This window comes from Allobosea sp. 01N443 (assembly GCF_056399325.1).
In genome coordinates, this window is record NZ_JBFTRC010000174.1 from 1 (window position 1) to 21,288 (window position 21,288).

21 protein-coding genes and 6 pseudogenes are annotated in these 21,288 nt (G+C 60.9%); 13 read left to right on the top strand and 14 right to left on the bottom strand.

What is annotated here, in order from left to right:
• Nucleotides 1-222 precede the first annotated feature (222 nt).
• The 4 genes from AC1DRP_RS28840 (at nt 223) to AC1DRP_RS28855 (ending at nt 3,014) form a co-directional block, all read left to right on the top strand.
• Entirely contained in the window at nt 223-1,134 is a 912-nt protein-coding gene (locus AC1DRP_RS28840) for a transglutaminase family protein (protein ID WP_441508783.1), read from the top strand.
• Between the two features lie 257 nt (nt 1,135-1,391).
• A complete protein-coding gene (locus tag AC1DRP_RS28845) occupies nt 1,392-1,637 on the top strand; it encodes a hypothetical protein (RefSeq protein WP_476770265.1) in 246 nt (81 codons plus the stop codon).
• A 456-nt stretch (nt 1,638-2,093) separates the two neighbouring features.
• Nucleotides 2,094-2,231 (top strand): hypothetical protein, encoded by a 138-nt coding sequence (locus tag AC1DRP_RS28850; RefSeq protein ID WP_476770266.1) that lies wholly within the window; start codon nt 2,094-2,096, stop codon nt 2,229-2,231.
• A 399-nt stretch (nt 2,232-2,630) separates the two neighbouring features.
• A complete protein-coding gene (locus AC1DRP_RS28855; protein WP_476770267.1) occupies nt 2,631-3,014 on the top strand; it encodes a hypothetical protein in 384 nt (127 codons plus the stop codon).
• Between the two features lie 45 nt (nt 3,015-3,059).
• Here the strand turns inward: AC1DRP_RS28855 and AC1DRP_RS28860 are convergent, their stop codons facing one another.
• Nucleotides 3,060-3,434, bottom strand: coding sequence for a phasin family protein (locus AC1DRP_RS28860; RefSeq protein ID WP_476770268.1), 375 nt, complete (start codon nt 3,432-3,434; stop codon nt 3,060-3,062).
• A gap of 601 nt (nt 3,435-4,035) precedes the next feature.
• Entirely contained in the window at nt 4,036-4,200 is a 165-nt protein-coding gene (locus AC1DRP_RS28865) for a hypothetical protein (RefSeq protein ID WP_476770269.1), read from the bottom strand.
• 857 nt (nt 4,201-5,057) lie between these two features.
• Here AC1DRP_RS28865 and AC1DRP_RS28870 point away from each other — a divergent pair.
• Nucleotides 5,058-5,744: pseudogene (locus tag AC1DRP_RS28870) on the top strand (response regulator transcription factor); the annotation flags it as partial.
• A gap of 209 nt (nt 5,745-5,953) precedes the next feature.
• Nucleotides 5,954-6,460 (top strand): hypothetical protein, encoded by a 507-nt coding sequence (locus AC1DRP_RS28875; protein ID WP_476770270.1) that lies wholly within the window; start codon nt 5,954-5,956, stop codon nt 6,458-6,460.
• Nucleotides 6,461-6,577: 117 nt separating this feature from the next.
• Here AC1DRP_RS28875 and AC1DRP_RS28880 read toward each other — a convergent pair whose 3' ends face one another.
• Together AC1DRP_RS28880 and AC1DRP_RS28885 are read right to left on the bottom strand one after the other, a co-directional pair.
• Nucleotides 6,578-6,847, bottom strand: a complete 270-nt coding sequence (locus AC1DRP_RS28880; RefSeq protein WP_441508773.1) for a hypothetical protein — start codon at nt 6,845-6,847, stop codon at nt 6,578-6,580.
• On the bottom strand, nt 6,813-7,040 hold the full coding sequence (locus AC1DRP_RS28885) for a helix-turn-helix domain-containing protein (RefSeq protein WP_441508772.1): 228 nt from the start codon (nt 7,038-7,040) through the stop codon (nt 6,813-6,815). Before AC1DRP_RS28885 ends, AC1DRP_RS28880 begins: the two co-directional genes overlap by 35 nt.
• Nucleotides 7,041-7,365: 325 nt before the next feature.
• Here AC1DRP_RS28885 and AC1DRP_RS28890 point away from each other — a divergent pair, with 325 nt between their 5' ends.
• The gene (locus tag AC1DRP_RS28890; RefSeq protein WP_476770271.1) at nt 7,366-7,656 is read left to right on the top strand and encodes a hypothetical protein; all 291 of its coding nucleotides are present in this window, start codon (nt 7,366-7,368) and stop codon (nt 7,654-7,656) included.
• 223 nt (nt 7,657-7,879) lie between these two features.
• Here AC1DRP_RS28890 and AC1DRP_RS28895 read toward each other — a convergent pair whose 3' ends face one another.
• From AC1DRP_RS28895 to AC1DRP_RS28915, 5 genes are all read right to left on the bottom strand, one after another.
• The gene (locus tag AC1DRP_RS28895; RefSeq protein WP_476770272.1) at nt 7,880-8,050 is read right to left on the bottom strand and encodes a hypothetical protein; all 171 of its coding nucleotides are present in this window, start codon (nt 8,048-8,050) and stop codon (nt 7,880-7,882) included.
• Nucleotides 8,051-8,453: 403 nt separating this feature from the next.
• Nucleotides 8,454-10,604: a mechanosensitive ion channel family protein gene (locus AC1DRP_RS28900; RefSeq protein WP_476770273.1), complete on the bottom strand. Its 2,151-nt coding sequence runs from the start codon at nt 10,602-10,604 to the stop codon at nt 8,454-8,456.
• A 368-nt stretch (nt 10,605-10,972) separates the two neighbouring features.
• The gene (locus AC1DRP_RS28905; protein ID WP_476770278.1) at nt 10,973-11,239 is read right to left on the bottom strand and encodes a c-type cytochrome; all 267 of its coding nucleotides are present in this window, start codon (nt 11,237-11,239) and stop codon (nt 10,973-10,975) included.
• Nucleotides 11,240-11,259: 20 nt separating this feature from the next.
• Complete coding sequence (locus tag AC1DRP_RS28910; protein WP_476770274.1) at nt 11,260-11,862, bottom strand: hypothetical protein; 603 nt, start codon at nt 11,860-11,862, stop codon at nt 11,260-11,262.
• 84 nt (nt 11,863-11,946) lie between these two features.
• Complete coding sequence (locus AC1DRP_RS28915) at nt 11,947-12,234, bottom strand: winged helix-turn-helix transcriptional regulator (RefSeq protein ID WP_476770275.1); 288 nt, start codon at nt 12,232-12,234, stop codon at nt 11,947-11,949.
• Nucleotides 12,235-12,367: 133 nt separating this feature from the next.
• Here AC1DRP_RS28915 and AC1DRP_RS28920 point away from each other — a divergent pair.
• Nucleotides 12,368-13,543 (top strand): annotated as a pseudogene (locus AC1DRP_RS28920) (acyl-CoA dehydrogenase family protein).
• 134 nt (nt 13,544-13,677) lie between these two features.
• Nucleotides 13,678-13,812 (top strand): annotated as a pseudogene (locus AC1DRP_RS28925) (IS5/IS1182 family transposase); the annotation flags it as partial.
• A 682-nt stretch (nt 13,813-14,494) separates the two neighbouring features.
• Here the strand turns inward: AC1DRP_RS28925 and AC1DRP_RS28930 are convergent.
• Nucleotides 14,495-14,696: pseudogene (locus AC1DRP_RS28930) on the bottom strand (DDE-type integrase/transposase/recombinase); the annotation flags it as partial.
• A gap of 280 nt (nt 14,697-14,976) precedes the next feature.
• Here AC1DRP_RS28930 and AC1DRP_RS28935 point away from each other — a divergent pair.
• Nucleotides 14,977-15,192, top strand: a complete 216-nt coding sequence (locus AC1DRP_RS28935) for a hypothetical protein (RefSeq protein WP_441508765.1) — start codon at nt 14,977-14,979, stop codon at nt 15,190-15,192.
• 190 nt (nt 15,193-15,382) lie between these two features.
• Here AC1DRP_RS28935 and AC1DRP_RS28940 read toward each other — a convergent pair whose 3' ends face one another.
• Nucleotides 15,383-16,702, bottom strand: coding sequence for an SH3 domain-containing protein (locus AC1DRP_RS28940; RefSeq protein ID WP_476770276.1), 1,320 nt, complete (start codon nt 16,700-16,702; stop codon nt 15,383-15,385).
• Between the two features lie 220 nt (nt 16,703-16,922).
• Here AC1DRP_RS28940 and AC1DRP_RS28945 point away from each other — a divergent pair, with 220 nt between their 5' ends.
• Nucleotides 16,923-17,162: a hypothetical protein gene (locus AC1DRP_RS28945; RefSeq protein WP_441508763.1), complete on the top strand. Its 240-nt coding sequence runs from the start codon at nt 16,923-16,925 to the stop codon at nt 17,160-17,162.
• A gap of 192 nt (nt 17,163-17,354) precedes the next feature.
• On the opposite strand, the gene AC1DRP_RS28950 is transcribed toward AC1DRP_RS28945, so the two are convergent.
• Entirely contained in the window at nt 17,355-17,696 is a 342-nt protein-coding gene (locus AC1DRP_RS28950; RefSeq protein ID WP_441508762.1) for a hypothetical protein, read from the bottom strand.
• A 437-nt stretch (nt 17,697-18,133) separates the two neighbouring features.
• Between AC1DRP_RS28950 and AC1DRP_RS28955 the strand changes: the two genes are divergently transcribed.
• Nucleotides 18,134-19,162: an AraC family transcriptional regulator gene (locus AC1DRP_RS28955; protein WP_476770277.1), complete on the top strand. Its 1,029-nt coding sequence runs from the start codon at nt 18,134-18,136 to the stop codon at nt 19,160-19,162.
• Between the two features lie 369 nt (nt 19,163-19,531).
• Nucleotides 19,532-19,735: pseudogene (locus AC1DRP_RS28960) on the top strand (IS6 family transposase); the annotation flags it as partial.
• Between the two features lie 262 nt (nt 19,736-19,997).
• On the opposite strand, the gene AC1DRP_RS28965 reads toward AC1DRP_RS28960, so the two are convergent.
• Complete coding sequence (locus AC1DRP_RS28965) at nt 19,998-21,026, bottom strand: IS110 family RNA-guided transposase (RefSeq protein ID WP_476770279.1); 1,029 nt, start codon at nt 21,024-21,026, stop codon at nt 19,998-20,000.
• Nucleotides 21,027-21,186: 160 nt separating this feature from the next.
• Nucleotides 21,187-21,288, bottom strand: a pseudogene (locus AC1DRP_RS28970) (IS6 family transposase); the annotation flags it as partial.

Here is a 21,288-nt window from a genome sequence, read left to right on the forward strand (position 1 = left end):
GCCCGCACATTCTCCAACGCTTCGAGGTCATCACCGAAGAGGTGGTAGCGACCTAAGCGATGCGGCGCTTGCAAACTCTCGATCCGCAGGCCGTGATTTAGGTCGGCACATTCTCCAAAACGCTCTCGCCTAGCGTGCAGCTGGTCTATCTTTCCCGCCGGATTGGCTCGGGTGTTCACAGAGGCCAAGCAAGTCCAATTTGCCGGGCCGAAAGCGATCGATATGACCATATTCTCCGTCAGGCACATCACAAACTATCACTATGCAAAACCGGTGGGGTTCGGTGAGCACCGACTGATGTTTCGCCCCCGGGACAGTTATGACCAGAGGCTACTCAGGGCGACCCTGGTGATTGATCCGGAGCCCAGCACTATCCGCTGGATTCACGATGTCTTTGGCAATTGCGTCGCGCTCGTTCGGATTTCTCGTCCCGCTTCGGAGTTGTGCTTCGAAACCCGGATTCAGCTCGACCACACGCCGCAGGCAACGCCCGATTTCCAGATGGATGAGGAGGCGCTGACGTATCCCTTCGCCTATAGTTCGGACGAAACAGCGGATCTGGCTGGTACGACCGATCGTCACTACCTCGACGACGATGACGAAGTCGGGCGATGGGCCCAGCAATTCGTCAACGTTGGCCGGCGGACTGACACCGGGAAGCTGTTGATGACGCTATGCTATGCAATCCACGAAAGCTTTGCCTATTCGCGTCGTCTGGAGGCCGGAACCCAGCCGCCGCTTATCACGCTACGCCTACGTCGCGGCACCTGCCGCGATTTTGCATTGTTCATGATGGAGGCGGTGCGTTCCCTTGGCTTCGCGGCTCGTTTTGTCACGGGATACATTTACGTTCCCAGCCGCGACACCTCGACCACGCTCGGGGGCGGCTCTACCCATGCTTGGTGCCAAGTCTATCTCCCCGGAGCCGGATGGGTGGAGTTCGATCCAACCAACGGCATCGTCGGCAATCGGGATCTTGTCCGGGTCGCCGTTGCCCGGGACCCTCGCCAGGCGATTCCACTCACGGGAAGCTACTCCGGCCTCGCCTCGGATGCCCTCGGCATGACCGTGCAAGTCAATGTGACTAAGGAAAAGACGAATACAGAGGTCGAAGATCCAGATAAATCGGGGTAAAGCTCATCCTCTCCCAGACCGTTCCGCTTGCCACGTGTCATAGGTGGAAAAACCAGCTGGAGATTGGCTCTACGGGGTCTCCTCACCCGGCCGACCCTGGGGAGGTCACCGGGGAGCGTCGGATGTGGCCATAGGCAACGTCAAGCATGGCTACTTTGCGCTGGCGTGATTTAGCAATATTTTGGCGCGGTTCAGCATGACACCGTTGGCTGGTCTGGCATGGGGGTGCAACCACACCGCTGCGAAAAGAGCCGACGATGAGCACTAACAGCACCACCAGCTTGATCTGGGCCATGATTGCCCGCAGCAACGGCACGGTTGGCTACCGCGACGAAACCCAGCGCTACATCATCGAAGCAGCGACCGACTGTTTCTACAGGGTCACCTTTTGCAGCAATGACCATTATGAGCTGACGATTGGCCACAGGCAGTCGGTCGCTGAAGCGAAGGCGCTCTGTGAGGCTGACTTTGCCGCGCGGGATGGCAACTACAATTTGGACTAAGCCGCGCGCCCAGAGTGGGCACCGTTCCCCCATGCCGAACGTTGCTTGCCATTCTTCCTCGGTCAGCAACCGGCTCATCCCGTGGCCATCATCGAGTGTGCCCGTACTCGGCCAGAGGTGCGGACACCAAGGAGCCAGCGAAGCTGCTAAGCGGCAAATCCGCTGGGATCGCTGTAGATCGGGCGAGATTTCGCCGAAGGTGAGGCCACGACGCTACAACCTGGCCTGAGCGGCGACATTGGCCTAAAGGACGGCGGGAATAGGCTGTTCCGCATCGCGTCCGAGGCCCGTTTCCATGCGTAGAAAGGGCCGCCTGCTCAGCGTCGCTTTCGACGCCTTCGTTCTGGTCTGGCTCGCCGGTGACCTAAGCGGGCCGAGGCCGAACGCAAGCTCACTGAGATCGCCAATGATCCACCGAGGCTCTGGTTCTGGACGCCGGCCGTCGAGAACAGCACGGTGTCCGAAGGTAGTTCCACCGAAGCCTTGCACACCGTCAAGGCGACAGCCTTCGGCAGCTACCTACTACGCATCGATCCCGGCTTCGAGGACGGCAAGGTGAGGCGCGTCGCCGCCGAGGTGGGCCGTCATGTCTGACACGCTCACGCACCCAAGAACGCATGCCCCGCTCCAGGTGATCGTCCATTTCAGCGAAGGCGAGGCCAAGGCCCTGGCCCTGCGGCCGGCGCAATGGGATCGGAAGAAGCACGCTCGCCGCTGGCCAGGGCGCTCGCCCGCGTCAGGGAAGAGATGAACACCGCCAAGTCCGGGCACCGCAACATGACGATGCACGTCAGGCCCCATGTCTGAGACCACCACCTGACTGCAGATGCTCTTCGCGGCGTGGGGAGCGTCGCGCCCAGATGGAGCTGTCAGGCGGGAGAATTGCGAACAAAACTTCCGGAAATTGGAAACACGTTTCCGGGCCGGAAGAACACCCCCCGAACGGCTCGGGAACGGCGACATGTGACCTTACTTGAGCGAAGGCCGTGGACCATGAAGGACAAGAAACTGCCGCTCGTCGTCAAGCCGATGCGGGTGAGCTGGCGGCACGGCCATCACCGCAGGGTGCGTTTCGGCAGGGGCCGCGGCGACACGCGATTGAGCATGAACGAGAGCTGGGTCGTCGCCGAGCTGAACTCGCCGGGCATCGACATCGATGCGGACTTCGATGAAGAGGAGGACGAAGAGGAGGACGCCGGGCCCCAGCGTTGGCATCGTCGACCTCGATCTCCAAKACGGCTTTCTCGACGACGAACTTCGTGCGCCGGCGCTGTCGACCCGAAGGTGATGGATGCGCAAAATGAAAAGAGGCTCCGGTCAAACCGAAGCCTCCAATCGGTTTCCATAGAGCCTGCCGCAGCCGGGCTTCCTACGTAACTCTATTCACTGGGAGCGCGGCCGCCTTACGGCGGCTGGCCGAAATCAGGCGGCCTGCTTCGTAGCGGCAGCGACCACAGCGGCGGCRGCCGGAGCGGCCTTCGCGACGATGCCCTCGACCGGCTTGTAGGCGTCCTTGGCGAGAGCGGCGTAGAGCTCGCCCATCTTTGTAAGTTGGGCGACCGCGCCCTCGAATGAGGTCTTGACGTACTCGGCCTGGATCTCGAGAGCCTTGTCGAAGGTCTTCACGCCAGCGAGCTTCTCGATCACGGCGGTGCCAGCCTCGAAGGACTTCTTGGCATAGTCGATGGCCTCCACGGCAATGGTCTGCACGCCCTTGGAGGTGGCGCCGAAGGCCTTCAGGGCTGCGTCGACGTTCTCTTTGGAAGCCTTCTGAAGGGTCTCGAACTTCTGGATCATGGTCTTCTCCTGTGCACCTTTGGTGGCGCTTTAGTGAAGGGCCGGAACGGCCCGACGTGTCGCCCCAAGCTCGTGTGAAAGAGATAACCACCGGGGACTGGTTATCGTATTGTGCGCTGCAGCATTAATGTCAAGAACATGCTGCAGTGCAGCAAACATAGGCCATCCCGATCGCGACAGTTCGGCGTCATTTCGCCCCCCCCGAACCGGCCCGGGCTTGAGGATGTCCGCTCGTTCCAAGTGTATCTGGTTGCGCAAGAGGTCTCCTGGCCGGCGCTGAACCAGACGGTGTGCGCGTTTAGAGAACGACACCAGCAGTCAGTGAGTCGGTCGCCGCGTTGCAGCAGCCGAGCTTGGAATTAGCAGTCATCATTCATCCGGTCGGAAAAACCGCGTAGATGCCAGATTGCGGATGGCGCTACGGGGTCTTCTGCGCCCGGCTAGAGCTGGGGGGCGATGCCGGGGAGCTTTGGATCAGTATCGGCTTATCCGCTACCCCCGCCCCTGCCGTCGAATCGACTCAGGGCAAGGTCGTGCAATGCCCCATGGTGCTCACGAAAGGTAGGCTGGTCAAACGAAGACAAGATTAGCCAAAGCTCTTTCATGCCTCGATCCGTCGGAAGAAGCGTTTGGCTGCGTTGATCTCCGGGCCACTCGTGGCGGCAATGACCAAGCTAAAGCTTTTCGTCGCGGAAATACCGTCGGTCATACTATGCGCGACGGTCGCTGCCGTCATTACATCGAGGGCCTGCACCAGCTTGGGCACTCGGGCATCGATGCCCGAAATTGATCCATATCAACGCGCGCCGATCCGAACGGGCGCCTAGTCTGGACACTCCGTAAGTGTGAGCAAACGGGTCGGATCGTCGGAGGCTGGGGGGCCGGTCTGACGATCCGGCCCATCGCAATGGGGCGGGCGCCGGCCTTCTTGCGCAGGCCCAGTTCCCGTCACTAGCCGGTCGAGGTGACAGCGGGGTGCGATGCCTGCCCATGCTCGCACGCGCCCCGCCACCGTCGGCCAGCCCGCGCCCCCGTCAATGGGGCCCCTTGCCCATGCGGCCGCTAGCGTTGAGACGGCCACGCTTCGAGCAACGCCGCATGGGCAAGGGCAACCCATCCAGGCGCAACTATTCAGCGTGCGTTTCGATGTAGCCAACGACGTGCTCTCAACTGAACTTAACTCGGGGCATTGCCGGGACGGCTGAACGCTTTCGGCTCAGAGCGGAGGCTCGCTTCCACCTCTCGGATCCGGGTCATCAAATCGGAGGTCCTCACGTTCTGCGCGCCCTTCCCCTCGTTGCCGCCATCGGGAAAGCAGTCGACATCGGCAGGATGACGCCCTGTACGCCCCAGCCGCACAAGCAGATCGACCCCGACGCGGGGCCATCTACCAAGCGCTTCGGCCCCGGCCGGCGCAAGAATTCCAGCGAAAGATCATGTCTTGATGGCGATCGAAGAACTCTCGCTGACGATATGGCCGATCGTAACCCTTGCGATGAAGTTGGTGGTCTTCCCCGCGGTCGGGGGAAGCCTATTATAAGACCGACCAGCGTAAAAATATGGAATTATTAACCATGCTTCAGCCAACGTTGTGAAGATATCCGCTGCGAATCGGAGTTTGTTATGCGCGTYTTATTGATTGAGGACGACGCATCGATCGCGCAGAGCATCGAGATGTTTCTCACGCTGGAGAACTTCGAGGTCACCAAGTCAGCCTGCGGAGCCGATGGCCTTGCCCTCGCTCAGTCGGCGCGGTTTGACCTGATCGTTCTGGATCTCGGCTTGCCCGACATGCCTGGCATGGAGGTGCTCACGAAACTCCGAGCAACTTCCATTGCAACGCCGCTGATGATCCTCTCGGGCATCAACGAGATTCAACAGAAGGTCCGTTCCCTGATTGCAGGGGCGGATGACTACGTGACAAAGCCATTCCACCGAAACGAATTTCTTGCCCGCCTTCGGACTTTGGTGCGTCGCTGTAACGGTACGGAGAACCGCACCGTCCGGGTCGGAGATCTCTGCATCGATCTGGATTCGAAAACGGTTGACGTGGCCGGGAAGCCCGTTCGTTTGACCGGCAAGGAATATGAACTCGTTGCGTTCCTGGCGAGCCGCCGTGGCTTCGCTCTGTCAAAGGAAATGATCCTCAACCACCTCTATGGTGGGATGGACGAACCTGCGCTCAAGATCGTCGACGTATTTATCTGCAAGGTGAGACAGAAGATTGCGGCCATATCAGGCAGAACCAACTACATCGGAACTGTCTGGGGACGTGGCTACATGTTGAATAATGCCGATCCTTCCCTTCAGATGGCCCCATCCGACAATGACGACACCATTGTTATCGATCGCGCCCGCTCGATTGCAATTCAGACGCGAAATGAGCGTTGCATTTCTACCAAGCCACGGGCTAGATCCGCGATTAACGCAGGCGTTTATTTCAGGAAAAACCAAACGCGAAGAAAAATGACGATGTAATCGATCCAACGGTGATCATTGTTTCGGCTCGGACCGGATCGTTGACCGCCAGCGGCGCACTGTGGATTAATCAGCGGGTCATACTTCCGGGGAGGCTGGCCATGATTGAACACGTGGTGTCACCGGCCTATTGGGTGCTGACCAAGGCTGCGCGGCGGTTGCTCGCTGTCATCGAGACGGAAATCGGGAGCGGCACCAGCGTGGCGCTGTCTTACGATACCTTCAGGCTGGACCACCGCTTCGGACGGCAGACGCTGTCGCCAAGTCTGACGCTGCTCGATCGTCTCGGCCTGATTGACATCGCGGTGGGGCCGCGCTTCGTCAACGTGTTCTCGCTCTCAGACCGATGGCGGAGCGTCAACGAGGACGAGGCTTTGAGGCTGACGGCACAGGCGCGTGAGTTGAAGCCGCCGCGAACGGCCCGCGAGCCGAAGCCGCAAAGGCCGGCAGCGGCGAAGGCACCGAAGCCTGTGAAGGTCGAGGCACTGCGCAAGCAACGTCAGGAGCCGTCATTGCCGCCGATGCCATGGCGCTGCGACAGCCGATAGCAGGACCGAGGGGACGACTTGCTTGTGCGCCAATCGTTTTTTTAGGCCTTGGAGGCCTGTGTAGCGTCGTGAACATCGGCCGATAGTCATTAGCGAGGCTCTGCTTGGCCTGACTGGCTATGCCAGGTTCCGTTCAATTGCGGATCGGGCGGCTTTAAAGGTTACTTCTGCGTCCGGCACAGCGCCTTGCTGCTGTTCAAGAAGGAGAAGCGCGATTTCGTAGATCTCCCTTATGTCGGCGGCTTGCAAAACGCCTTTCTGCACCAGGCAGCGCAGGAGGCCGGCCATGGTTGCGGAGGAGACGAGGTTTGCTGCGGCAATGCCATGCGGCGAGGCAAGGGACATCGCGCGCTCATTGTGTCGCTGGATGTACAGGTTCTGGTACATTGTAGCCGTCCGCTGCGTACAACGTAAGTTTGTTGCGCAACGTGCGGATGGAAATGCCGAGTAGTGAGGCTGCATGGGTGCGGTTGCCGCCGGTTTCCCGCAGCGTTGCCAGGATCAGCTGGCGTTCGACAAAGGCAACTGACAGGCCAACGAACTGATCCACGACGGCTTGAACAGCATCGAGCGCTCGCATGGTTACGGTCCTTTCCAAGCCCCCCGGCTCTAACGGACGCCTCAGAATGGCGCCCGCCGTGGTTAAGAAGTGGTAAATCGGCATGGGGCGGCAAGGGTGCACGGCAGTTTTTGAGCGGCAGGGTCAAGTGCGGCCCGCTTAAAGCCGACTTTCGCGTGGCTGCGTGCCGGGCCCTGCGGGACGGTCCCCCAAGCGGGTACTTTGTGCTGCCCCTGCGCGATATGGACCCCTCACGTGCTTCGAAATAGAACTTGGCGGTTRATGCCAAGAACTTGGCTGCGGTTAATATGGATTCGCGAGCGCCTGTCACACATGGTCCCGGCCTATGAAAGTCCCCGCCCCGCGCTTCGACGACCTGGACGGCCCGATCATTTACAACGACCCGGATACACCGAAGCCTATGTCGAAGGCATGGCGCCTGGCTTGCTTCTTGATAAGCTCCGTGTTGTTAGGGTGCGCCTTGGTAACATTCCTCGCTGTGGCCGATGGGCCGAAGCCTGGCCTAATGTTTATTGCCGCCTTCGGCTTTGCTATCGGCGGCGGCGTTTTATTGTCCTCAGCCCTGTTCCCCAATTTTTCCCTTGCCCGTGCAAGACGCGGTGCGGCCGAGAACTGATATCGTGGCGCAAAAGCTGGCAGACATCAGCGATCGGGAGTTGGATCGCTATTCCGACCCTCGAGCGCTGGTTTCGTATGGCCTGAGCATCCGGCTGGGTTCGCCCTGGTTAATGCGCCGCGCAGGCTTGCCGGCATCGCCTCCGCTTATTGGTTCGCGTGACCCGTGGAGGTGACCTGGTGCACCGACCTCCAGCCCGGGACGCTGATTGCGCCACTCTCGGTCAGCAGTGCAGGGCAAAGCCGGGCTGAGGCGTGCCGATAAGCCGGCCGGCCACCATGTCGTCGATCCCCTGATGCCGGATCACAACGAGCCTGCCCTCAAGTGCCGCCAGATCGCGCTCCGGCTGGTTGTCAAAATTCAGGTCACCGGCCGCGGTCGAAAACACGCCCATCGCAAAACCTCACTGATGCGAACGCCGTAACGAACGTCCGGCGGATGCAATCCTGGTTGGGCCGAGGCTGGGAGTAAAGAAGCCGATTTCGTAAGCGACGGGACCGCGAGGGAGGTCCGTGACCGCCCCGCCACGGAACGGGCTGCCGCCGGCGGCCGCGGGGAGGTGATGGAGCGGAGCCAGGCGCTCGGGAAAAAGGCCGGCGAGTGCGTCGAGACCAGCATTGACATTAAGCGTCCAGCGCGCCCCCCTCATCCGTAGGCTCGCACCAACCACCCCTCCCCTACCTTGAGCGACATGCGGCCAGCCGTAATGACCGGCCCCCGATGCCTGACGGCGCATGCTTCACACCCGGCTGCCCGCGTCGCAACACTCTTTTGCCTCAGCCGAAATTAGTCGAGCGCTATCTACCAGCCGCACTTGCCGCTTCGACCTTTGCCGCTTCGACCTTTTGAGCGGTTAGAATCTGCTGGGCGGCAGCAGCTGCTTCTTCGTCGCGACCTTCAACATGGACCGTCGGATGGGCGAACTTGATACCAGCCTGGTCAAACGCCGTCTTGAGGCGCAGAAGCGCTTTGCGACGCACGACCGCTTGTTGGCCTGGCCGGGTCGTCATCTTGAAACGAAGCTGGATGGCATAATCGCCGAACTGCTCGACCCCCTGCATCTTCATCGGCTCGATAATGTCAGGCGCTAAGTCGGGATCTTCGGCAAGCTCCTGACCGATTTTTTTGGAGATTTTCCGCGCCTTTTCCAGATCGCTATCGTAAGTGACATTGATCATGAACTTGTCGATGACCCAGTCTCGGCTCATGTTCTGAACCGCGCCGAGTTGTCCAAACGGAACGGTGAACACTGGACCACGGTGATGGCGCAAGCGGACCGAACGGAGTGAGAATGACTCCACTGTTCCCCTGAAGCTGCCGCTTTGGATGTATTCGCCGACGCGAAATGCATCGTCGAGTAGGTAGAACATGCCGCTGATAATGTCTTTGACCAGGGATTGAGCGCCAAAACCAATGGCGACGCCCAAGACGCCGGCTCCAGCGATCAGGGGGCCGATTTCGAGCCCGAGCGCAGCAAGCGCCGTCAAGCTCGCCATCACCGCGATAACCACAAGCAGGATATTGCGGAAGATGGGCAGCAGCGTGCGAAGTCGCGCCCGACGGATGGCCTCGTCGGAACCGGAAATGATGCTCTCCGTTGGATCAGCGAGGGCGCCGTCCACGGAAACCTTGACGATTTGCCATAGAAAATCGGCCAGGAGAAGAATGACGACGCTTGCCAGCGCACCGCGCAGCAGGCGCATCGGCAGGCCGTCCTGGCTCGTAAGACCGACCAGGTCAACCTGCCAAATATGAGCGAGCCAAAGCGTAGCGGCGCTGAGAATGATCAGCCGCACCCCGCGCTCAAGGCACACCTCAAGGATATTGTGCCTGATCGGCACCAGCCCACCGGTCTCGGTCGGCCTCAGGAGGTGACTGACTGCGTTCCTTCCAATGGAGATGGCTTTGGGCAGCAGAAGCACGAAAACGGCAATCCAGAACATGCCCAGAAGGCCGGAAACCCAGAGAAGCCACAAGACCACAGCATAAGCTGACATGGCGACGCTCTTCGCAATTCTGCCGGATCCAGCCGTGGAGCTGCTATCGCCTTCCGGTCTGTTCCAAATGGCTTCCAGACCAATTGTCAGAAGGCCAAGTCCGAGGAGATAAGCTGCCGCGAAACGGAAATCTCGAGGAAAGCCCAGATCGATCAGAATGCCAACAATCGACCACCCAAATGCGAAGTAGCTGACAAACAAGCCAATGCGCCGCCGCCAGTAGATGGCGTCCTTCGGCTTAACTGGAACTATCTGATGATCCGACCAGGCGCCGTGCGTGTTCCGCGGTGGAAACAAAGCGAAATCCAGCAAAGACCGAGTAGCCCGCGTGACGAGCACGGCCACGAGAAGGGCGAGCATGATCTGCTTCAGGATCGGTGGCCATGCGAACAGCAGGAACGCGCCGAGGCTGCCTGCAGCGAAGATTGCGATTCCGGCAACCAGGGTGGCCAGGCGCAATCCCGCGGTGCGGAATCGTTCCTCAACGGAAAGGACGGGTTTCCTCTCTAGCAAGGCGCGGTAGCGGGCGCTCATGCGGCGATACAATTGCTCGGAACCGACACCGAGAGTGAGAAAGGTCGAAATCATCAGAGCAAGCCGGGCAGCGCTTGTCGTTGCCAGCTCATTTTTCAATAAGCCGGCGGCCCGCGCGAGTTGCGTCGGCAACTGAGGGACTGCGGCGGCGATGGAACCGATATGGTTGCGTACGCCGGTGAGCCGTGTCGCAAGTCGGCTGGACAGGGGCGGCTCGGGAGTTGCTATTGCTGTGGGCAGTGCGGCTGGACTGGCCTCGCCGGATTGCTGGATCCAGCGTCGCACGCTCGGCTCATCGAGCAGGCGCAACAATTCCTTGGCCTGTGGTGGAGGGCTTTCTCCTTGCCCCTGTGCACGGGCGCCAGATATTCCCCAGGTGGCAAGGACGCACCAAATTAATATCAGAAAGCTGCGCATCTACCCCCCAAGGCAAAGCTGATCAAAGAGTTCAATTCCACCGGATAAGTAGACCGGTGGTGGGCAATTCTGCACTAGAATCGCTGTTAGCAGATCGGCGTGCTACTGGGCAGATGCAACGCGAAACGGTCAGCCGAATGGAATGCCGGTTCGCATATACCCTGACGGATGTCTTATTGTTTTAGCATCATTACCGCGACACCCGCGGCGCGCTGTTGGGTTGGCGCGGAGGTCACGCACGATCCGGACACAGACAAGGAAACTTGCGCGGAACGGCTGGGCCAACCAACGCCCTAGCTTTGCGAAAGGCGTAATCGCTGGCAGACAAGGCAGGATCTTCGGCGCAATGCGTCGATAACAGGACATTTCTATCGTGTCGGGAGCGCCGCATAATAGGCAGAGAGCGCAGCGATTTCGGCTGTCGTCATCGCACGCGCCATATAGCGCATCTCCTTGTGCTGACGCTTTCCCGACCGGAACGCCATTATCTGATTGAAGAGGTAGCGTTCATTCTGCCCGGCCAAGTGAGGGACTTCGCTATCCCGTGCGATGCCGTCGTCGCCATGACATGCAGCGCATTGCTCCACCGCGGAGCGCCTTGGTTCGGCGAGTGCTGGAGCGGCGACCAACGCCATTGCCAAGGTCAGTCGAAGAATCACTCTCCTGGCTCCCCGCTCGTTCCATCCGCCGAACCGGCCGCGATGAGATGCTCGGCAGTCGCAATCGCTCGAGTCCGCGCTTCCGGCCAGACCATCGCAGCGAGCAGCGCCGGCACCCACGGCGGCACAGGCAACTCATCATTCAGCCACTCGTGCACACGCTTGATCCGGCCGCCGCAGAACAGTCCCGCGAACCGCTCCGGGCTCAAATCGACCTCATTCAGCCCGAACTGGAACTGAGCACCATCGATATGTGCAGCCTTGGTTTTGGAGGGCTGGATTTGCAGCTTGCGCGCCATGTCAGTGCTTGCCCCTCGTGCCGTCCGTACGCTTCGCCCGCCCACATTTTCGGGAATGAATTCTATGCCCCAAAGAAGCAGCACCATGCAGGCCGGGTCCATCCGGGCATAGCTCTCGCACCCCACGAGGGGAAGTTGGTAGCGCCGCAGATCTTCTGGCCCGGCCCGGTTGGAGAGCGCCGAGAAACATGGCGAACTCGTAGACCTGCCGAACGTCGTCGCGCTGTGCTCACCGAACCCGCGGATGGTCATCCCGTCCATCATCCGCTGGCGCTGCGGACGGGCGGCAAGCCCGGGCATGTGGCTCTCCAAAGATCAGGGGGAAACGACCCCACAATCCTCGGTTGCAACGCCCTCACGCGAGAGCGGGTTGGTCCACTGGTGCTATCCGGAGAGGCACTCCTGGCGATCACTGTACCCGCCTTGGTTCGTGGGCGAAGGCGCTAAGGCCGAGCCATTGTTGCATCGAGCTGGCAAGCGTCGGATTGCCGTCGATCTCCAGCTGTTGGACAGCAGCGCCGGCGACATTCTCGGCACGCCGCGCCGTAGGTCATTGAACCGGGTGCAGCCGTAAAGGAGTTCGCGCACCACCAATGTCGTCCAGCGACTGCACAGGATCTCCGACGCCATCGACACCGGGCAGAATTGGCCATAGCCGCCGCGCTCGTCCATTTCGAACCCCGCTGTTCTCCTGGCGAATGGTACCAAAGCAGCTTCATCCCAAAAGCGACACCAGTACAGTTGCTGAACTGGACCCTCACGGCTTCAACTCCGATCCTTCAGCGTCACAGGAACGGAGGACGCCATGCCGACGAACGTCGCTTCGAAAGTTCAAGCCATCTCAGCTATCGAAAACTCCGGCGTTTGCGCCGACGGTATCGTGGAAACCGCGCACCATCTTTCGCGGAAGCTCGCCGAACGCGCGGCCGAAGTCGACCAGAACGACAGTTTTGTCGGCGAGAACTACACCCTGCTGAAGGAGGCTGGTCTGGTGGAAGCAGGCGTCCCTCGGGAACTCGGCGGCCGCGGCGCCGAAATATCCGAGCTCGCCGAGATGCTGCGCGTGCTCGCGCGTGCGTGCGGTTCCACCGCACTCGCCTTTTCCATGAACACGCATCAGGTCGCCATACCTGCCTGGCGCTGGCGTCACTAGAAGGTGGCCGCCGTCGAGCCTCTCTTGAAGAGGGTCGCGAATGAGAAAATTATCCTTCTCTCGTCAGGCGGCTCGGACTGGATCGGCGGCTCGGGGAAGGCTGTGAAGGTCGCCGACGGCTACCGGATCACGGCCCGGAAGGTCTTCACCTCCGGCGCCGAGGCCGGCGACATTCTAATGACCGGCGCGATTCACGAGGGGGAAGATGGCAGTCGCTCTGTCATTCATTTCGGCGCGCCGATGAACTCCGCTGCTGTAAGCATTGAGAACACTTGGCGCACGCTTGGGATGCGCGGCACTGCCTCGAACGACGTCGTGATCGACAACCTCTTCATTCCCGACGCGAACGTCGCCTTCTCGCGCAAGGCCGGCGAGTGGCATCCGGTCTTCCAGACGATCGCAACGATTGCCTTCCCGCTGATCTACGCCGTCTATCTCGGAGTTGCAGAAAGCGCCCGCGATCTCGCCGTCGAGATCGCGAAAGAGAAGCCAGCACCGGACCTATCCCTCGCTGGCCGCATGGACACCGAATTGCGCGCCGCGCAGCTGGCGCACCGTTGGACGCTTGACACGGTCGCGCGCAACGCCCCGTCCGCCGAGACGGTGAATGAAGTCATGATAGGGCGCAATCTTGTCGCCCGGCATGCGATCGCAACCGTCGACCTGGCCATGGAGCTAGCGGGCGGTGCATCGTTCTATCGTGTGAGAGGACTCGAACGCCGCTTTCGCGACATACAGGGCGCACGCTTTCACCCTCTACAGGCCGGTCCTCAGGCTAGCTATGCCGGAGCGATGGCATTAGGCCTGCGGACAGAGGCGATTTTCTGACGGATTAGACGCTGAAGAGGCGCCCTGAATACCATACCGCACCAGAACGCACTGAGCGGAAGCGGCTTCTCAAGCTTCCGTTAAATGCAGGGGCCGCCTGCGCGCGTTCGAATCGCCGCTGCCCTTCCCGACGCCGCTGGATCAAAAGCTCGGCGGGACTGGCCAAGGCGAAGGTGCGCGGCCGCCCCAAGGTCGATGCCGCGTTCACTCTGGCGCGGGCCGTTTACAACCTGATCCGCCTGCCCAAGCTTCTGGCGGCCCCGGCATGATCAAGGGCAAGTGGCGGATCGTCGAGATGGCTGTGTGGGATACCGTTCCTCGACATGATGGAGCGGGCCTACATCCTCTTCGCAGGCATGACAGGCGGCGAGTTCGCCTTCGGCTGCGTCGCCGGCCAGCTTCGCTGCCGCGAGATCGGTCCGATCGTTATGATACTGCCGAGATGGCATCCTGCGCCAGATTAATTGCACACCAGTGTGAAAAAACCCCGTAGAGGCCGTTGCGGAGCCTCTACGGGGGTTMCCCAGCCGGAAACGTAACCCATGGGAGAGCTGGGTTATCGGGAAGCCTTGGAGGGCTCCTGCCGTCGAAGCGTCTCAGGGGAGGTGGCGCAATGCCCCATGGTGCTCACGAAAGGCAGTTTCGTCAAGTAAGGACAAGATTAGCCAACGCTAATTCGTGCCTGGCTCCGTCGGAAGAAACATTTGGCTGCGTTGATCTCAGGGCCGCGCGTGGCGGCGATGAAGAGGCTAAGGCTTTTCGTCGCGGAAATACCGTCGGTCATCATGTGCGCGACGGTCGCGGCCGTGACCTCATCGAGCGCCCTGCACCAGCCTGGCGGCGCGGTCTCGATGGCGTCATGAGCGCGCATCGCTTTGAGGCCGGCCTCCACCGGCTCGGTCGCAATTCCGGAAATTGGACGGGAAGAGCGGCGCCCGTGGGCCCAGACCAGGCAGCGAGCGTTTCGAATTGCTCGGCAATTGACGGGCCCGGCTTGTAGGCAAATCTCGCCGGTCTTTTGCGCATCATGTGGACCACCTCGATGCCGGACAGGATCGCCTCGGCGCTCCCCACCAAGCCGAGCAATGGAACGGATGCGGCGCTTGATGCGCCGATGATCCCGTTCGATCCGATTGTTGAGGTATCGGCTCTTGAGGAAATGCGGAGTGAGGAAGGCGCTTCGACAGATCAGCTGCTACCTGCCGACAGAAAGGCCGATAGCTGCGCTCGCCCCGCCGGATCTTCCCGCTTCGCCTGCGTCCTGCACATCAGCCACAAGCGGCAGCCACCTCCTCCGACGCCCCCATGGCGCCGTCGAGATGCGAATATGCGAGCTGGCGGAGATGGTGGGGTGCAAGTGAGCCGTCCCAGTGGATCGAATTGCTCTCAATCATTTTGTCGAGCGTTAATCTGTTGGCATCAGCATGCTCGCCATGAGCGATTACCGTAAATGCCGAGCCTTCTTGGTTGAGGCGTTCCTCGCCCTTGATAACGATAGTCTCGAAGACGAGCGGCTGTGCCGCGCCATCGAACTTCTGCTTGATGCGGTGGCCCTCACTGAACGGGATGCGCGGCCGTCGAATATCGTGCGACTTCTGCCTCGATCGAACGTTTCAAAGACACTTCAGGCTCGAATGCCGGGAACGTAACGACTCGCACATCAGGAATCGTAGCTGCCGGCTCGTGCTGCGAGACGACCGTCCGGACTGGCACCCTGGACGGCCTTCAGGTCGGGGGCGGGAATGAGGCGGCAGGTGTAACAGGCTGCCGACGCGGTATCGCAATACTCAAACTCACAAGCTTACGACGGTGAGGCCCCCGAGAAGGTAATTTGCGCGGTCACGGCTTTTTCAGGAGAACCGTGTTCACCCAGCCCCAAGGCTGCTCATCCCCGACCTCTATCCATCTTCCGTCTCGTCTGAAAACGCTGACGATCGCTCCTTTCGGCGCGACCCGCAGGGATGCAGAGGATCGCACAGGTCCTGATCGGACGTTGGCATGCTGGAGGAGAACGAGCCGCTCACGTGGCTGAGCTTGATTCGTCGAGAGGGCTCCGACCTGTGGAGCCGTAGCGACAGGCCTCACTGGCGCGACCGAGATTTGGGTTGAGGGGAGGCCGGCTATGCGCGCTTCCGCCGGGTTCGAGCGGAGGGCGGCGATGATCGGGGGCGAGGTCGGAGGCTGTTGGCGCCACGAAGACGCCAAAATGGGTGCGACAGCGAGCGCGACAGGAATGAGGATGAGTTCATAAGCGCCGCTGACCCGTTGGAGTTCTGGCAGGGGTTTCTCGAACTCCGGGGCGGGTGTAGATCGCATCGCAGGCGGCGGAGCGTCGCCGGGTTGTGAATTAGCGGCCTGACGGATCAGGGCCGATTTGAAAGCCGCGAGCGCATCGGCAAACCGAAATGCCGCTTCGCAGTTGCTTGCCAAAAATACCTCATGGAGCCCCTTTCCGCTGGTGATGGTGATCTGGCCATATTTGGCGATCGGAAGCTGGTCGTTGAGCCGTCCATCGGGTGATCGATCCTTGCTGGAATCGGCCGATACATGGTCGATCACCTGCGCGTCCGCGGGAACGGCTTCACTTTCGATGAACGGGACATCTGTCGCTTCGACAAAGACGTCACGGAAATCGATCACGGCGTAATCGCTGGCGCCTTTTGAGCGCATCAGGACGAAGCCGCCGAAGATATCGAGATTGTCTCCGTTTGCGTTCTCGAGGCGGACCCCAGGAGAGCCTGAGATAATTCCATCCAAGATGGGATGCAGCCGAACCTGGTATCGTGTGACGGCCGACGAAGAAGTGGGTCTCTCCTTGGCCCGTTCGTCCTCGCTCGACGAGGCTACGTCCCAGAGATAGTCGGAGCGAGCCAAGGCAGCATGGGAGTACTCCACTTCGACCCAAGTGCTCCAGGCATCCTCATCGAGTTCGATCTCAATCCCGATTTCGCTGGCAGAGAGCGCAGACAGCACTTTCCTGGCTTCGATCTCCGTCTCTTCAAAGGCCCAGCGGAGCTTTGGGATTGATGACTTCGGGAACCATCTGAGCGGGGGTTGTTCGCGCCGGCATAACTTCCTCCAGGCCGACTTGCGGCTTCTGAGCGCTGCCCGGTAATCCGATTGGAGGGCCGCCTTCTGATGAGCCGCATCATTGATCAAGTCCTTTAGGCCCTGAAGATCCGAACTTGTCAGCTGCGCGCCCCCCTTGCTGTGTATGACCGAAGCGGAACCTCATAGGTGAGCGCCCCAACAAAACGTGACTGGCAGGTTACGGTATCAGGCGGCGCTGGTCAGTTCACGACGCCGACATCTCGCAACTCAACACCATGGGTTGAGGAGCCGAGGCGAAGATCGCGATGTCGACACTGTTCCCGAGACAATGTCGGAGGCGGACTACGGAGCGGTTGGCACCAGCGTCGAGGCGCACGCCAAGCCGCATGGCTGGCATCATGGCCAGTCGCATCACGCCATGTATCGCTATGGCCTCCGCCGCCATTATGGCTGGAATCGCGGCCATCACCGCGGCTGGTACAAGCATCACCGTCACCACGCCAACTACGGCGGCTGTCGGATAGCGGCCACGCATTTGCCGCAGCACTCGGTTTCCAAGAAGGCCTGAAGCCCCGCCGGCTGAAGACGGCCTACGTCCCTGCGCATTGCTCGCTGGAGCGCTAGGGCCATCCCCAACAACGGGCGGCCTACTGCCCCCACGTCGCGTGCTGACTTGCCCCAGACATGCGCGAGGCCAGCCCTTCTGCGGCCGGGCGTGGGATGGGTGCCGGCTGGGCCTCAATCCCGCCCTGGTGAATCGTCAGTCCTTGGCCCTCTCGTTGCGCGCCACTCTCTTACGAAGCTCGTCGGGGCTGACATCGACGCCGTCCCAGACATGCCCGTCACGGATTTCGGCAATGTATCGCGCGACAATCTGCTTCGCCTCTTCGGGGGTTTCGGCGACATTGGTAATGACGCGGTGGTTGGCATTGTCGCGAGCCGCAAAATGCCGAGACACACTCCCGTCAGGATAGGTCACAGGCGTGATCACAAACGGCGCATCCATCCAGTGACCCGGCGCGCTCATCCAGATCGGAACGTCGCCCGATGTCATGCCCCTGAACTGGTGCCAGACCAGTTGCCAGTCAGGAAAACCGCTCATGTCAGTGTGTTCCTCGATCCTTGACCGCGCTCCTTGTCCGTGAGGATGTTGCACAGGATCCGCCGGATCCGAAAATCAAAAACAGCCGCCAGAGCCGCGCTAGCCGCACGGCATCAGATGGTGCAACGAGCAGGACGTAGAGGATCGTCCGTGGGCGCGTCGGCTGCGCAATTTGGCCCAACTCCACGAACCGCGATGGCGTCGCGCCAGTCGATCCACTAACAATGTCGGATCGCCCCGCGGAAGCGGGTGACTATCAAACGCGCGATATCGACCTCTTCAAGCTTCTCTCTCCGCATGTCTGCCGCGCGCTTTAAGGCGGACCTCCGCGAAATGCGTGGCCTCAGCGTCGGCGGCTTGTTATTTTCGGCCAATTCTTTGCTCGCTCCAGCCTGAGTGGGTTTGGCCCCGAACATGGAAATGGGAGTTCGGCGGCTTTGCCACACGATCTGACCTCCCTCCCAACGACGCTAGCGGGTATCTCGCGCCTTGCCATAAAGCGTCTTGCCTGCGCCGGCATACCGGTTGCGCCTCTCCTGAACGACGTCGGTCTGACCGAGGACATGCTCGCCGATGGCGATCAAAGAGTGCCTGCCCGGCGTCAGGTCGCATTCCTGGAGCGGGCCGGGACCGCGCTGGGAGATGACTGCCTGGGCTTCACCCTGGCGCAGGAGTTCGAGCCCCGAGCTCTCGGGTTGCTGTTTTATGTCATGGCGTCGTCGCAAACGCTTGGCGCAGCACTGCAACGAATTGCCCGGTATAGCTCGATCACCAATGAAGCATTGGTCTTCAGCGTTGCCGAGGCAAGTGAGTTCACCATCACTCTGAACTATGCCGGACTTCCTCGGCATTCCGATCGGCACCAGGCCGAGTTCTGCATTTTTGGAGCAATCCGGATCTGCCGCATCCTGATAGGCGCAAACCTCGTCCCTCAACACGTCTCGATCGCGCATCACCGATCGGGCGATACCTCTGCGATGTCGCGGTTTGCCGGAACGAAGGTGGAGTTCGGCGCCGAGACCGATGCCATCGTTTTGCACGCTGACGCGCGCGAGCGCCCTCTCATTAATGCCGACCCTTACCTCAATGATCTCCTGCTGGATTATTGCGAGGCGGCGTTGTCGTCCCGCACAACCAATGCCAGCCCTCTGCGGGTGAGCGTCGAGAATGCGATTGCGCCGCTGCTGCCTCATGGCAAGGTTCGCGCCGAGGTCATCGCCCGCCAGCTTGGATTAAGCGAACGAACACTGGCGCGGAGGCTCGCCGAGGAGGGCCTGAGCTTCTCGGAAATCCTCCAGCAGCTGCGGCGCGACCTAGCCGTGCGCTATCTCAACGATCGCGACCACCATGTCTCCAAGGTCGCCTGGCTATTGGGGTTCCAAGAGGTCAGCGCGTTCTCGCATGCGTTCAAGCAATGGACAGGTGTGGCGCCAAGCCAGATGCGTATGGCCGGCGTTCAGGCTTGATTGATATCGCTTCGCCGGGGCGGACGCTCGTTCCTAAGCACTCCTGCGACGAGACCCAATGGGACTGAATGGCGCTCACGACGAAGTCCCATCGCCGAGATCCTGGTCAAGCATGGACAGGATCATGCCTTGCCCCTCCGAAAGACGCGCCTGGCTGCGTTGATCTCCGGTCCGCCCGTGGCGGCAACGACGAGGCGAAGGCTTTCCCTCGCGGAGAGGCTGGGGTGCAGCAGATGGGCGACCGCCGCGACCTCACCTCATCAAGCGCCCGCGCCATCCTAGCTAGCGTCAGCGGGCCGGTTCTGTTGCAAACTCTTCAGTTACGGAGGTTAGGGCATCACCTTCCAGCCGTTGGCAGGAGGACTTCAGATGTTCAAGGGCCGTCATTTCGACCGATCGGTGATCCTGCTGTGTGTTCGCTGGTATCTGGCCTACGGCCTGAGCCTGCGCGACCTGAAGGAGATGATGGCCGAGCGCGGCATCAGCATCGACCATTCCACGATCCACCGCTGGGTCGTCTACTTCGCGCCCTTGCTGCTTCAGCGCTTCAACCGGCGCAAGCGCGCCCTGACCGGCGTTGTCATGTCTGGACGGCGCCCTTTGATCAAGGGGATTTCTTTGGCGCGGCGAGGATCGTGGGAGCGGTCATGTCTTCGGCCTTTTGGTGCACTTTTCTAAGCGCTGGCCCTGATGTTGTCCGCGTCATCCTTGGCCGTAATCACGTTATCGCGCTCTTGATGCGCAGACAGCGCCGCGGGCTTGGGGATGGTTCCGCCATATCTCGCATCACCTCATCGTCACCCTCGATTGGTTGTCGATCGCCCGGCAGTTGTCGTTATGCCGGGTTAGGTTGGGTTCTTGCGTATAGGGACTGGCTGCGCATGAGCGCGAAGGCAATGCGCGCGAGTTTGTTGGCGAGCGCGACGGCCACGAGCTTGAAGGGCTTGGTCTGCATCAGCTTGCAGGCCCAGAGCCTGAGTGCGTCGGCATGGCACTTGCGATGATACAGCACCGCATGCGCGCCGACGACGAGCAGCTTGCGCAAGTAGCGATTGCCCATCTTCGACACGCGTCCCAGCCGTTCCTTTCCTCCGGAAGAGTTCTGGCGCGGCGTCAAGCCAAGCCAGGCCGCGAACTCGCGTGGGCCCGCGAAGCCGGCGATATCCTGAACACTGGCAGCGATGGCGGAGGCCGTCACGGGGCCAATGCCGGGTATGCTCGTCAGGCGGCGTGCGACGGGGTCAGCCTGCGCCAGGACCATGATAGTGTGATCCGTGCGGTCGATCTCGGCATCGAGGCGTTCGAGTTGGCGCACCAACGGCATCAGCGCCGCGCGGACGAGAGAGGGAATGGCTTCATCACCCGCCGCAATCAGCTCTGCCAGTTCACGGGTCTTGTTGGGGCCTTGCGCGGCGATGATGCCTATCTCCGCCAGATGTCCGCGCACCGCGTTCAGCATCTGCGTTCGCTGCGATACCAGGAGCTCACGAACCTTGTGGTGCATCAGCACCCCTTGGTTCTCCACTGAGCGAACCGGAACAAACCGCATCGAAGGCCGCGTCACGGCTTCGCAGATCGCAGCCGCGTCTGCAGCATCGTTCTTCTGTCGACGCACATAGGGTTTGACATAGGCCGGCGGCATCAGCCGGRCATCATGGCCCAGCTTGCCGATCTCGCGGGCCCAGTGATGAGCCGACCCACAGGCCTCGAGGCCGACGAGGCAGGGTCGCAAGGCTGCGAAAAACTCCAGAAGCTTGCCACGTTTGATCGGCTTGGCCACGATCACGTGCCCGCAAGCATCGATGCCGTGGACCTGAAACACGTGCTTGGCCAGATCGAGACCAACCACCGTGACTTCCGACAAACCGCTGATAGACTTCGTCATGGACGGCGCTCCTTCAGATGGGTTGCTCAACGACAACCATCCTGGCACAGCTCCATTCGAGCCAGATGCCGCAGCGGGCGCCGTCCACACCATCACGTTAACCGCGGACCATTGAAGCGAACTCAACCGGGTGACGGGCTCACGCTGCGAGGCCAGCGACGGCTTTCCATTGTGYCATGGCGCACAGACGATGCAGATGGATGGCGAGGGCGGAGCGACGGGACCGGGGCGGGACGAACAG

Excerpts from the sequence above, each read along its gene's own strand:
- AC1DRP_RS28840 (WP_441508783.1), top strand. The coding sequence starts at position 223 with ATGACCATATTCTCCGTCAGGCACATCACAAACTATCACTATGCAAAA.
- AC1DRP_RS28845 (WP_476770265.1), top strand. The coding sequence starts at position 1,392 with ATGAGCACTAACAGCACCACCAGCTTGATCTGGGCCATGATTGCCCGC.
- AC1DRP_RS28880 (WP_441508773.1), bottom strand. The coding sequence starts at position 6,847 with ATGTACCAGAACCTGTACATCCAGCGACACAATGAGCGCGCGATGTCC.
- AC1DRP_RS28885 (WP_441508772.1), bottom strand. The coding sequence starts at position 7,040 with ATGCGAGCGCTCGATGCTGTTCAAGCCGTCGTGGATCAGTTCGTTGGC.
- AC1DRP_RS28890 (WP_476770271.1), top strand. The coding sequence starts at position 7,366 with ATGAAAGTCCCCGCCCCGCGCTTCGACGACCTGGACGGCCCGATCATT.
- AC1DRP_RS28895 (WP_476770272.1), bottom strand. The coding sequence starts at position 8,050 with ATGGGCGTGTTTTCGACCGCGGCCGGTGACCTGAATTTTGACAACCAG.
- AC1DRP_RS28900 (WP_476770273.1), bottom strand. The coding sequence starts at position 10,604 with ATGCGCAGCTTTCTGATATTAATTTGGTGCGTCCTTGCCACCTGGGGA.
- AC1DRP_RS28905 (WP_476770278.1), bottom strand. The coding sequence starts at position 11,239 with ATGGCGTTGGTCGCCGCTCCAGCACTCGCCGAACCAAGGCGCTCCGCG.
- AC1DRP_RS28910 (WP_476770274.1), bottom strand. The coding sequence starts at position 11,862 with ATGCCCGGGCTTGCCGCCCGTCCGCAGCGCCAGCGGATGATGGACGGG.
- AC1DRP_RS28915 (WP_476770275.1), bottom strand. The coding sequence starts at position 12,234 with ATGGACGAGCGCGGCGGCTATGGCCAATTCTGCCCGGTGTCGATGGCG.
- AC1DRP_RS28935 (WP_441508765.1), top strand. The coding sequence starts at position 14,977 with ATGAGCGATTACCGTAAATGCCGAGCCTTCTTGGTTGAGGCGTTCCTC.
- AC1DRP_RS28945 (WP_441508763.1), top strand. The coding sequence starts at position 16,923 with ATGTCGGAGGCGGACTACGGAGCGGTTGGCACCAGCGTCGAGGCGCAC.
- AC1DRP_RS28950 (WP_441508762.1), bottom strand. The coding sequence starts at position 17,696 with ATGAGCGGTTTTCCTGACTGGCAACTGGTCTGGCACCAGTTCAGGGGC.